General features: G+C 32.1%; 10 protein-coding genes. 1 reads left to right on the plus strand and 9 read right to left on the minus strand.

The genetic code is table 11. The features are described from left to right. Nucleotides 1-149: 149 nt before the first annotated feature. Nucleotides 150-1928, minus strand: coding sequence for a DNA helicase RecQ (recQ, locus tag CD150_RS09510; RefSeq protein ID WP_046207397.1), 1779 nt, complete (start codon nucleotides 1926-1928; stop codon nucleotides 150-152). Nucleotides 1929-1941: 13 nt separating this feature from the next. Further along, entirely contained in the window at nucleotides 1942-3822 is a 1881-nt protein-coding gene (locus CD150_RS09515; protein ID WP_064209524.1) for an ABC-F family ATP-binding cassette domain-containing protein, read from the minus strand. A 112-nt stretch (nucleotides 3823-3934) separates the two neighbouring features. Between CD150_RS09515 and CD150_RS09520 the strand changes: the two genes are divergently transcribed. Then, complete coding sequence (locus CD150_RS09520; RefSeq protein WP_046207395.1) at nucleotides 3935-4753, plus strand: ZIP family metal transporter; 819 nt, start codon at nucleotides 3935-3937, stop codon at nucleotides 4751-4753. A 521-nt stretch (nucleotides 4754-5274) separates the two neighbouring features. Here the strand turns inward: CD150_RS09520 and ltaS are convergent. The 7 genes from ltaS to CD150_RS09555 all read right to left on the minus strand — a co-directional run bounded on the left by ltaS (nucleotide 5275) and on the right by CD150_RS09555 (nucleotide 12745). Further along, on the minus strand, nucleotides 5275-7215 hold the full coding sequence (ltaS, locus tag CD150_RS09525; RefSeq protein ID WP_046207394.1) for a polyglycerol-phosphate lipoteichoic acid synthase LtaS: 1941 nt from the start codon (nucleotides 7213-7215) through the stop codon (nucleotides 5275-5277). A gap of 1082 nt (nucleotides 7216-8297) precedes the next feature. Beyond that, the gene (locus tag CD150_RS09530) at nucleotides 8298-9302 is read right to left on the minus strand and encodes a 5-oxoprolinase subunit C family protein (protein ID WP_046207393.1); all 1005 of its coding nucleotides are present in this window, start codon (nucleotides 9300-9302) and stop codon (nucleotides 8298-8300) included. Then, nucleotides 9290-9997: a 5-oxoprolinase subunit B family protein gene (locus CD150_RS09535; protein ID WP_073343224.1), complete on the minus strand. Its 708-nt coding sequence runs from the start codon at nucleotides 9995-9997 to the stop codon at nucleotides 9290-9292. The genes CD150_RS09530 and CD150_RS09535 overlap by 13 nt, the downstream gene beginning before the upstream one ends. A gap of 22 nt (nucleotides 9998-10019) precedes the next feature. Continuing rightward, entirely contained in the window at nucleotides 10020-10223 is a 204-nt protein-coding gene (locus CD150_RS09540) for a hypothetical protein (RefSeq protein ID WP_071562148.1), read from the minus strand. Nucleotides 10224-10420: 197 nt separating this feature from the next. Beyond that, nucleotides 10421-11029 carry an aminotransferase class IV gene (locus CD150_RS09545; protein ID WP_073343228.1) on the minus strand — a complete coding sequence of 203 codons (609 nt, stop codon included), beginning with the start codon at nucleotides 11027-11029 and terminating at the stop codon, nucleotides 10421-10423. Continuing rightward, a complete protein-coding gene (locus CD150_RS09550; protein ID WP_073343231.1) occupies nucleotides 11029-12168 on the minus strand; it encodes a chorismate-binding protein in 1140 nt (379 codons plus the stop codon). The genes CD150_RS09545 and CD150_RS09550 overlap by 1 nt, the downstream gene beginning before the upstream one ends. Next, complete coding sequence (locus tag CD150_RS09555) at nucleotides 12152-12745, minus strand: anthranilate synthase component II (protein WP_073343234.1); 594 nt, start codon at nucleotides 12743-12745, stop codon at nucleotides 12152-12154. Before CD150_RS09555 ends, CD150_RS09550 begins: the two co-directional genes overlap by 17 nt. Between the last annotated feature and the right edge of the window lie 178 nt (nucleotides 12746-12923).

Raw genomic sequence — 12923 nt, forward strand, 5'->3', positions numbered from 1 at the left:
CAATATCACTATTACATTTGTACTTGTATAGTATATTAATAGTTGTCAAATTAACTTCGTATTTATCGCAATTATTTCAATGTAAAATACTAATACCGTTAAAATTAAGTATATGAGATTATATATTCTAAAAACAATTATTTGCTCAACTAAATTTGAGCTTTATAAGATTGTATTGTTTCTAAAAATATTGGACAGTAGTGTTTTAATTTATAACTTCCGACACCATCAATTAAGATCATATCTTGCTTTGATTCTGGTTTTCTCTTGGCAAATTCTTCCAAAGTAAAATCTGAAAAAATACTTACTGGTGGAATAGTTAATTTTTCACTTAATTGTTTACGCACGGCAACTAATTCATCAAATAAGGCACGGTCTACCCCTTCTACGGTATTGATGTTAACTTTTTCTTTTGATTTACGTTTAAATGGTGTTGTATAAATTGAAATTTGATTATTTAGCAATTCCTTCACAGATACATCGCAAATCAATATTTCATCATGCTCATTTAAAAATCCTTTAAATCGCAATTCATCCATAAGATGACTGAGTTCAGATGTCGTATAGTTTTTCATAATGCCATGTGTGGACAATTGATTATAATCACAATAGCGAATATAATCAGAGTCTTCACCCCTTAAAACTTGAATAATGACACTATAACTTTCTTGCTGTTTCATACGTGCAATACAACTTACGATCATTTTCGCTTCGTTCGTCATGTCATATGTTTTATTTTCTCTAACACAATTACTACATTGCTCACACTCTTCTAGTTTTTCATTGGGTTCAAAATAATGTACGAGTGTTGCTTCTAGACACTTTTTAGTTTTCGTATATAGTAGCATTTTATTCAATTTTTCACCCATTTTTTCTTTGTAATCATCGTCTGCTTTTGAAGATGAAATAAAATATTGGTGTAAACCAATGTCTCTATCACTGAATAAAAGGATGCAATCACTTTTCAGTCCATCACGACCTGCACGACCCGCTTCTTGATAATACGATTCTAAATCACCAGGCATATTATAGTGAATCACAAAGCGCACATTAGATTTATCAATCCCCATACCGAATGCATTCGTTGCAACTACGACACGCACACGATCATATACAAAATCATTTTGAGCTGCTTCCCGCTCTTTATTGGATAAACCAGCATGATATATTGTGCTGCTAATTTTATTGTTTTCTAATGCTTCATGTAGTTCTTCTACTTGTTTACGTGTCGAACAATATATAATGCCTGCTTCTTTTTGATGATCTTTAACATATTCTAATACGAACTTTTGACGCTGATACGTTGGATTAACTTGAAATATTAAATTTCGTCGTTTCGTACTTGTTTTGATTTCATCGTGTTTATCGATGTTTAAGCGATCCATAATATCTTTTTGTACTTCGATTGTTGCTGTTGCTGTTAATGCTACAATTGAAAAATCTTGTGGTAGTGCAAAAACTTTATGGATGACTTCCTGATAACTTGGTCTAAAATCATGTCCCCATTTTGAAATACAATGGGCTTCATCAAACGCAACTAAGTGTATATCTAACTGCTGTAATAAGCGCATAAAATTGGCATTATCAAAACGTTCTGGTGCAACATATAAAAATTGGATTTCCCCACTTTTCAGTTGTGTTTGAATATCTTTTTGTTGCTTTTGTGTCAAACTACTATTTAAATATGCTGCGCGAATCCCCATGGCCTTCAATTGATCAACTTGATCTTTCATAAGTGAAATTAATGGGCTGATTACGATTGTGGTACCACCTAGCATTAATCCCGGCACTTGATAACAAATTGATTTTCCCCCACCAGTTGGTAAAACGCCAAGCACATTACGATGATCCATTACTTTAGTTATTATTTCTTTTTGACCTGGACGGAATGTGTCATAGCCAAAATAATGTGATAATGTTGCTTCCATGTTATATAATCCCTCATTGTTCTTTTAATTCTTCAAGCTCGCTCCATCTTGTTATATCATCTTCATACAACGTATTAAGATTTTGTTGTTCTTCATTTAATTCTTTGACTTTAGCGTAATCAGAACTTGCTTCAACCATTTCTTGTTCGATCTCTTCTAATCTATGTTCGGTTGTTTCAATACGCGCAATAATTGTTTCATATTCTTGTTTTTCTTTATATGATAGACCCTTTTTCTTTTTCTTTGCATATGTTGGTTTCACTTTTGATTGTTGCTTTTCTTGCATTTGGCGTTTATCTATCTCTTTTTTATATGCTTCATAGTCATCAAAACTTCCTATGATACGTTCTAATTTGCCATCATGAATATACCAATATTCTTGAGCAACTTTATTTAAAAAGTATCGATCATGACTCACCGTGATGACTGTACCACCAAAAGTAGCGATATAATCTTCTAAAATGGTTAAAGTTTCTGTATCCAAGTCATTCGTCGGTTCATCTAATAATAGAACATTAGGTTGATGTACCAATAATTTTAATAGATACAATCTTTTTTGTTCTCCACCAGATAATTTATACACCTTTTTTCCATGCGTTGCACTAGGGAATAAAAAGCGTTCTAACAACTGTGTAACAGAAACAGCAGTTCCATCTTTTTCTTTAGCTACTTCACTTTCTTCACGCAAGTAATCAATCATTCTGATGTCTCGATCTAAGCGCGCTTCAGTCTGTCTGAAGTAAGCAATTTTAACAGTTTGACCAACTTTCAATGCCCCTTCGAACGCTTGGTCATCACCATTCAAAATATTCAGTAATGTTGTTTTACCGGCGCCATTTGGTCCAACGATACCAATTTGTTGTCCATTTTGTATAATTTCTGTGATGTGTTCAAACAATACCTTATCGCCGATGTGTTTTGACACGTTTTCAAGTTCAAAAACTTGTTTACCTAAACGTGAATATGCAAGATTTAAAGAGGCTTTATCTTGTTGTTGTTGATTTTTTACATCATGTTCTAAATCTTTAAATCTATTTTTTCGTGCTTGTTGTTTAGTAGAACGTGCTTTAACTCCTGCACGCATCCAAGCTAATTCTTGTTTATATAATGCACGTTGTTTCGCTTGTTGTTTTTGCTCTACGACTTCATTTTCAGCGCGTTGTGCAATGTAATCTTCATAATTACCGGGATAAGTAGTTAATTTCCCACGATCTAATTCAATAATACGAGATGATACTTCATTTAAAAAATAACGATCATGAGTTACGAACAGCACTGTATGTGGGTACTGTTTAACATAATTAATTAGCCAACTAATTGACTCAAAATCTAAATGGTTCGTAGGTTCATCCAAGAGTAATAAATCTGGTTGCTCTATAAGTGTTTTAGCAAGACCAACTCGTTTTTGTTGGCCACCCGAAAGTTCTCTCACTTTTTTAGTCGTATCATTGATGCCTAGCTTTGATAAAATAGTTTTGATTTCAGCACTATAATCCCAAGCTTGATATGTATCCATTGCTTCTTGTGCTTGCATCATCTGTTGAAAATCTGTCTCATTCTGTGTCTCACTATATTTTGTTACAGCAGCTTCATATGAACGTATCACTTGAAGTGTCTTTGTCTCTGACGTTAATACCGCTTCAAAAACCGTTAAATTTTCTTCGAATTCTTGCTTTTGAGACGAATAACGTATGCGATATGCATTAGGATGTGAAACCTCTGCCTCGAAGTCTTCATCCAAACCAGCGATTACCTTTAACAAAGTACTTTTGCCTGTACCATTAATACCTACAAGACCTATTTTTTCTCCTTCAGAAATAGACAGATGCAAATCATCAAAAATGATTTTATCGGCATATGATTTATGTAAATGTTCAATTTTGTAGGCTTCCATCGTCCAACATCCTTTTTAATATCGAAAATTATAATTAATTCTGTTAAACTTAATTTCAGTTCTATATATTATACACCTTTTTGAACTCAAATGATACAAGGGAGCGTAGCTTATGTCAGATTTTTTTCAAGACTTACCTCCTTTTATCCAAGCACTCATCGCCGGTATCATCACTTGGTTGTTGACTGCATTAGGGGCTGCTGCAGTTTTTATATTTAAAAGAGTTAATGATAAAATACTGAACTCAATGCAAGGTTTTGCTGCAGGCATAATGATTGCTGCCAGTTTCTGGTCTCTGTTACAACCATCTATTGATTATGGTTCAGGTTCATCTATTGCATGGTTACCAGCAGCAATAGGTTTTTTATTGGGCGGTTTTTTTATACGCGCGTTAGATTTAATTATCCCACACATTCACCCAAACACCCAAGACACTAACCAATACCAAGAAGGTGTAGGAACAAAAAAACTCAATAAAAATACATTACTTGTATTGGCTATTACACTCCATAACATACCAGAGGGGCTTTCTATTGGTGTAGCATTTGGTGGTGTAGTAGCCGGTAATGGACAAGCCACTTTCTTAGGCGCACTTGGTTTGGCAATTGGTATCGGGATTCAAAATATTCCCGAAGGTGCTGCGCTTTCTATGCCTATCAGAGCAGCTGGGGCTTCAAGATGGAAAGCTTTTAATTATGGTCAAGCATCTGCAATTGTTGAGCCCATATTTGCTACTATAGGTGCTGCTGCAGTACTGTTCATTACACCTATGTTACCATACGCACTCGCCTTTGCCGCTGGAGCGATGATATTTGTAGTTGTAGAAGAACTTATACCAGACTCTCAAGCTAGTAATAATACTGATTTAGCAACATTAAGTTTAATGCTAGGTTTTACTATCATGATGATTTTAGACGTTGCACTTGGATAAAAGGTAAAAGAAAAAGAAATAACTTGAATCCATTTTTTAAATAAAAAAATGATGAAGCTGAGACAATCGTCTCAAGTTCAAAACAAAGATTTTGGGGTAAACACAAGAAAAATAGCACTCAGATGATTTAATTCAATTCATCTGAGTGCTTCTATTTTTTCAATACTTCATATTAGTGATTCACTTTCTTAGGGGAACAGCTTCAGCCTGTAGTCTTCAGCTTCTCCTATTCACTCAAGCGTCTCGCCAAAATACGTCACATTTGTCCAAGAACTAAATGTCTCAAACAATCTCATTTTGAGAATGGGGATTTATGTTCTAGCCTTTTTAGCATTCTTTTTTATAATGTGCATGTTTGCTCTGGATATGTACTAATCTGCTATCCTACCCTGCTTAAAGTTCACTCATATTAAATAATTCAATACAATCATCATGCGCATCATAAAATACCATTCAATACACTTACATATATATAAAAGCCCTAATCCATTTTAAATAATGGATTAGGGCTAAAGTATTAATTATTTTTTCTCTTGTCCTTGTGGACCTGTTTCATATTTATAGTTTGATGGTTTCACTTTATCAAAGTCAGGGTTATCATAAAATCTCAATAAATCACCATTTAGGACGTCATCACTCATTTGCAAGTCTTTTTCAGCTTGTTGTTTGCGTTTATCAAAATCGCTTGGTTTTTCTGTAACTGGCTCATTATTTTTATTATCATATATTCTACCATTTACATATTTGTAATCTTTCGTTACAAAGTCACCATTTCTAAACGGTACTGTGTCATTATGATCTTTTGACAATAAGTCTGTACCCATCATGAGATAATTTTTAGTATCAATACCCATTAAATGTAGTAATGTTGGCATTACATCTGCTTGTCCAGCATAAGTTTTATCAACAGTACCTTCTTTACCAGGTATTTTCAACCAGAAGCCTGTTCGGTTTAAATCTGTAAACTTAGCTGGTGTAATGTCTTCACCTAATAATTTTTCCATCGCTTTATTATGGTTTTCAGAAATACCATAATGGTCACCATAAATCATAATAACGGAATCATCATAGATACCTTTTTTCTTCAATTCATTTACAAACTGTTCTAACGATTCGTCTAAATATCTCGCTGTCTGAACATAACCGTCAACTGTTGAATCACCAGTATTTGGTTTATCAATTGATGCATCTTCTGGAGATAATGTAAATGGATAATGGTTTGTTAGCGTTATTAAGTGACTATAGAAAGGTTCTTTTTCCTTCGCTAAATAATCAGCTGATTCATCAAAGAATTCTTTATCTTTCAGACCTAAGTTCTCTTGGTTTTCTTCTGACATATCAAAATATGTTGCATCATAAAACTTATCTACACCAAAATGTTTGTATACTTGGTCACGGTTCCAGAAAGTTTTATAATCACCGTGCATTACGCTAGATGTGTATCCTTGTTGTTGATGCATAATAGCTGGCAATGATTGGTACGTGTTATCCCCTTTAAGTGAGAATGCCGAACCTTGTGGTAAACCATATAAACTGTTATCCATAGTGAATTCTGAGTCTGAAGTTTTACCTTGTCCTGTCTGGTGGAAGAAGTTCGGATAATATCTAAAATCTTCATTACCAGAAGAAAGTTTATTTAAGAATGGTGTAACTTCCTCGCCATTTACTTTTTTGTTTATCAAGAAAGTTTGGAAACTTTCTAAGTGTATTTTAATCACATTTTTTTTCTTTGCTGCACCGAAATATTCTGGGTTTGGTTGTGTTTGTTTTTGTTTCGTATAATTTAAAACTTTTGTCAAATCATCTTCATTTGCTAACGCTTTTTGTTGATTATTTTGAATCGTTTTTACACCATCATAAACTGTGAAGTTATATGGACCTAAGTATTTCACTAAATATTTATGATCGAATGTACGCGTTAATAATTCTGGACGATCAGATTCTGCAAAAGCTAGGTTTAAGAAGAATAATGCAACAGACGCTGCCATGATTACTGGAACAAACTTCTTGCTAAACACACGCTTATCTAACCATTTTTGTTTGAAGATTAATACAAATAAATAAATGATTGTATCGATAAAGTAAACAAAGTCATACCATTTAAATGAAGCTGATACAGCGCCACCCATTGATTCAACATTTCCTACTTGATTTAATGTACTAAAAGTCAAGAAATCAGAGAAGAATCTGAAATATACAACATTTGCGTATAATAAGAAGGTTAAAATAAAACCTCCTATAAAGATAAACCAAAATGCTTTCTTACCTTTGAAGAATAAGAAAATACTCAATACTAATGCAATTAAGCTATATGGATTCATTAATAAAATTAAATTTTGAACTAACCCTTTAACACCTAAAGAAAAGTCAACATAGTATGAAAAATACGTTTTAGCAGTAACTGTTATAACAGTTAAAATAAAAAACGCAAAAAGAGTTAGTTTCTTTTTGTGTAGACTCATGTCTGTTCCCCCGATATAAATTAATAAAAGTTTGTGCTAATACCTAGCTAGATTAAATGCTTTGTACCCGTTGTTAGCGCGTAAGTGATAATTTCTACCAACATCTTTATCGTTATTTGCGAAAGTTAAAATTTAAGTTAAAAAACACGGTAACTCCTGTATTTTCTTTTAAAACACATCTTTTTTTCTTATGTCACTAATTTATTTTTATAAAATAGCAATTTTTTATTTTCAATGAATTTTATTTGTTCTTTTGTGAAAAATTATATTTGTTGTAATATAAATTATGTTAATGCGTTTTGTTATGTTTTACATCGTTTTTACACTGCGTTCACTCTGTAATATCATTGTAATAAAACGATTATAGTTCAATTAATAAATATAAAGCAATTCTTGACTAATATCAAGTAAAAACACACTTTTTTTAATTTAAAAAGCTGATTTAACCGTTTTATGAAGGTATCATTAACCTATTGTGAATACGCGATTAAAATAAAGTTAAAATTTAAATTTCCTTTATAATTATAATTGTTCTATTTAATAAATTAATCAGGCCTTGGACCTATTTAAATAAAGGTTAAATTATACAGAATGACTTAAGTAATTACTAAATCTTATCATATCCGACATTCATGCTGTTGATAATAAATACGAAAGACCAAAAGTAAATCTACGAAATAATTGCTATAGCTGAACGCTTTTCGAATAATCATTGACCATGTATTGTAAACATTAATTTAGAACTATATTTTACTTAAGTATTTGTCGAAAGCAACAGACATATTATAAAAATCATCCAACATAAAAAAGCAGCTTGAGATATAAATCTATAGAAACTCAAGTACTAACTCAATGAGCTAACTATAAATAAAACAATATTGAAAAAGACAATTTCTATAATATTTCAATAGAAATTGCCTTTTTTCACTCGTCCAAGACACTTTTATTTGTTCTATGATTCTTTAGCTCAAAAGAGTCTTAATATAATAATGTTTTATAGATTAACTGATTATTAATTTTAAATGCTAATGCTCGTAACATTTTGCTATACACACATACACTTCATTCTCTAATCGTGTACATTATTTTAACATTTCTAATTGCATTCTATACTCGATACCATGAAACAGTTGATTTAACCAATTAGTATATTTTATTAAGTTCTTTTCTGCAGTTTCAACATCTATAAATTGAAATTTCAATTTAGTACCAGGATGTTTTTGACCTAACTTAGTTAAATGGTAACTGGCAATTGTCCCTATTTGTGGATAGCTCCCTAACGTGTAATGATCATTTAACAAAATAATTGGCGTACCATCTCTCTTAACTTGAATTGTTCCTATTTGTACAGATTGATGTGCGGGCATATCTTCATAAAATGCTTTAACAGGTTGGCCTTCGACATACATACCTACCCTATTCGCTTTACTTGTCACTTTATATTCCCCGTAAGTAAAACGATTTAAAGCATTTTGATTAAAATCTTCTGTTCCTTTATTTTTAATGACATGAAATACATCTGACATATAATTAAAAGAAAGCGCATAGCCATCTATACCCCAGTCAGTCTGATGTGTATGTTCAAGATTTTCAAAAAGTTTATGGTGACGTTCTGTATAATCACGTTTCATATTGATTTCGTCACCTTTTTCTAGTTTGCGCCCATGAAAACCACCAAGTTTAGACATAAAATCAGTTGAAGTAGAACCCAACCATTCATCTAGCTCGAATCCTCCACCAACGGCTAAATAGACTCTTGATGTCCGTGAAGTTTCTGTAAACTCGAGTACATCACCTTTTTCCATTAAATAAAGTTTATTGGGTAAAACTTTTAAATTAGCAGTTTTAGCTTTAAAACTGCCACCACTTAATGCAATTAAAGTAGGTTCAGTAAAACGAATACTTGCCATTCTATTGGTCATTTCTAAAGTAGCTTCATGTTTATCGTTGGCTACTAATCGATTTGCAATTTCATGTGATAATGGATCTAAAGCACCACTAGGGATTACACCATTGTGTTCATAACCGATACGACCAAAATCTTGAAAACTTGAGAACAATCCTTCATTTTCTATTATGATTGACATGGTTTAAATCCTCCTAAATCCAATGCATCCTCTGACACAGCTTGAAATTGCACATTATCCCCTAATTTTAAAGTTGTAAAATCTGTTTGATGTGGATTAAATAATTCCACTGGTGTGTAGCCTATCACTAGCCAATCACCATAAGTATCAATTGTAGTAATACCAGTTTTCTTACCTTCTATAATCACTGATCCTGCAGGAATAAATGCTTTTTTGCCACCTGTATGATTGACAAATAAGCGTTTATCCATCCCTGTTAAATACGGAAATCCTGGAGAATAGCCCATCATTGATACGAAAAAATTCGAATTTGTATGTAATTTTACAAATTTGTCGAAATCCATTTTATAATATTTTAGCAAGGATGCTAAATCTGGTCCAAAGTCACCACCATATACTACAGGTATTTGAATGGGTAAGGGTGTTTCTTCTACATGTTTTATCTCTAATTGAACAGATTGCAAAAGTGCTTTCATATATAAAAAAGGTGATTTTATGTTGTGATGTTTAATCATATCTCTAGCATCATAACAAATCATCATATCCGACTCTGTTGGTACAATTTCTGTAATAAAAGGATAATTTTTATTAATAAGATATGTTTTTAATGCGAGTAAATCATCAGTTAAATCTTTGGAAACTTCCTTTTCTATAGAAACCACAATTGCTTGGTCACCTTGACTATATATCTTCATAAATTCACCTCATCTATTGTGTCTATCGATAAAATACATTTAATATTTGTATTAAGTAGCGTATTAATTCTTTAACTAAACCATAGATAAATATAAATTGAATAGCACATGAAATAGTGATGACTAACTTAGTAATATAATATTTATGGTGATTCATTAAATAGGTTACATACCATTTTGTAAGGCCGATTAGCGTAATAATTAATAAAATCCAAATCCATATCATTATTTTGCCTCGCTTGCTGACATTAGATTTTTAAGACGCATATAACTTTGTTTAACTTACTTCATATCTTACAGTTAAACTATATCTATGTGTAGCATATTTGATACATTCAATTATGGATATCAAACACTATCGCAATAACGTTTTAACACAATTATTAGAATTAAAATTTATATTTTTCTTATACTTTCTATATTCTATAGATTTATTGCAACATCGGCAACCTCTCTTAAACTATTTATCAGAAAAACTTGAATTTGATTTTGCCTTAACTTTTGCTTAAATGTTGCCAAACTATAATCTTTTTCTATTAATTCACCTTCATCTATTAATTCTTGTCTCTTACATCCTTTTAAAAAATCATCATTAAATACTGGCGTATAATAATGATTTCCTTCTTTGATCATAATATTTCCAATATCAAATTCTAATATTTTTCCTGATTCGTCATAAAGTAAAATGAGGTCAGTTTCATGATTATGTGCTAAATGATCTCTATTTGTCGTTTTATTCGTAAGTATGCGTTTATCTTGAATTTGGGTTAATGGTACAATTTTTGCCGTAAAGCTATCTTTTTGAGGTAATTCAGCAACTTCATATTTAAAAATGCCATTGGGATGTAAAATAATTTTCACTCTATACGTCCCTGTAAAATAGTGGTTTTTAATTTCAGAAATCGTTTTATGCCATTGATCATCTTCAAATGTTATTTGGAATTGATTTGCTGAATGTTTTATCCTGTCATAATGATATCTCAACCTTGAAAATTTGCCTGAGTCTAATCGTAATGTTTCAAATAACTGCATTATAATCTCTCCAAAATTTTAGTCTTATCGATGAATTCTTGCACTTCAGATTCTGGGTTGGAATCAATGGTAATACCTGCACCAACCCCGTATACAGCTTTCCCATTAATATATTGAATCGTACGAATAGGTACATTGAAAATAGCTTTCCCATCAGGTAACAATAAACCAATAGTTCCGCAATAGCCATTTCTCGGTGTTTGCTCTAATTGTTTAATATATTTCATTGTGTTTACTTTCGGCGCGCCGGTAATTGAACCACAAGGGAAAATAGCTTCTAATACTTGCGCTAAACTCACATGGTTTGCTAACTGTCCAGTAACCATAGATGTCATTTGATACACCGTTTGATACCTTTCAATATGAAACGGTTGATATACTTTAACTGTGCCAGTGTTGGCTACTCTACTTATATCATTCCGTAATAAATCAACAATCATGACATTTTCTGCCCTATCTTTGGTAGAATTTCTAAGTTTTTCAAAATGTGCCTTATCTTCTAATTCTGTTTCTCCTCTGGCTATTGTTCCTTTCATCGGCTTACTTAATACAATATTGGATTGATTTTTAAATGGGCCAAATTGAAAAAATAGCTCTGGGGATAATGATGCTATTTGAACTTCTTTTGTATCAATCAGAGCAGAATAATGACCATGATTTCCGCCCTGAAGTACATGATAAAGTTCAGAAATCGGTCCTTTTACGTCATCACTCAATCTGGTTGTATAATTAACTTGGTATGTATTACCTTCTACAATCGCTTTTTGCACTTGTTTAATATGATCAATCATGCGCGCATGTCTATATTGAAATTTAAAATTATATTTACGCTGATATGCCAAAGCTTGTTCATTTAAGTCATCGTGTACTAACTCAAATACATATGCAGCAGCATACACAAATATACCTTTAGGCGTTATCGTTGCTAACTGATTATTAAAATAACTTGCCGCTTCATATGGTAAGTATAAAGCCACATATTTACCTTTACTTTGATGTAATTCAGCAAATCGGATGACTGCTCCAACGTCCTGCATTTGATATGCTATTTTTTTACTCAAACATTCTTTAAATAGATATTGATACGTTTCGGTTTGTGTTTCATTTATATAATATTGGTAATTAAATTTTACTTGCATGATGCGCCTCCACACTTTCAATAAATAATTTAATTTGTTCGATACCATATTCACTCAAAAACGATTCAGGATGATATTGGACACCATAAATAGCACATTCTCGGTGCTCACAGGCCATAATTATTCCTTTATCATTGGTTGCTGTGACATTTAGCTCAACAGGAAATGTATGTATGTCTGCCATTAATGAATGATAACGCATTACATTAAATGATTTTGGTAAATCTTTGAAAATACCTTTGCCCGTGTGGGTAATTGAAGTTGTATGGCCATGGATAGGCTTATGATTCTTTACAATACGTCCCCCAAAATAAGTAATAATTTGTTGGAATCCCAAGCATACCCCTAAAATTGGTACATTATTCATAAATTGTGTGATGACTTCATTTAAAATTGGATAATCTGACGGCGTTCCTGGTCCTGGCGATATGATAATCGCCAATGGTTTCATATCGATGAGCTTGTCTATATCAATCTCATCCACATCAACCACTTTGATTATCCCTGTATAACATTGTTTGAGATAGTCCACGATATTATACGTAAATGAGTCTTTATTATCGATTACAAGTAACATTGAATCACCTCATTTGTAGTTATATATTATTCTAATATAGTTATTATCCCAAATCTCAACTTGATTTTACAGCTTAAATGTATTATTCTAGTCACGGTATAAATGTAACAGAGGTTTCTAGCTGACACCCTCTATAAAAAACTAGACACTTGAACGACGTCTATCTTTTTATAGAGAT

Origin of the sequence: Staphylococcus ureilyticus (assembly GCF_002902235.1) — a bacterium.
Lineage (GTDB): Bacteria > Bacillota > Bacilli > Staphylococcales > Staphylococcaceae > Staphylococcus > Staphylococcus ureilyticus.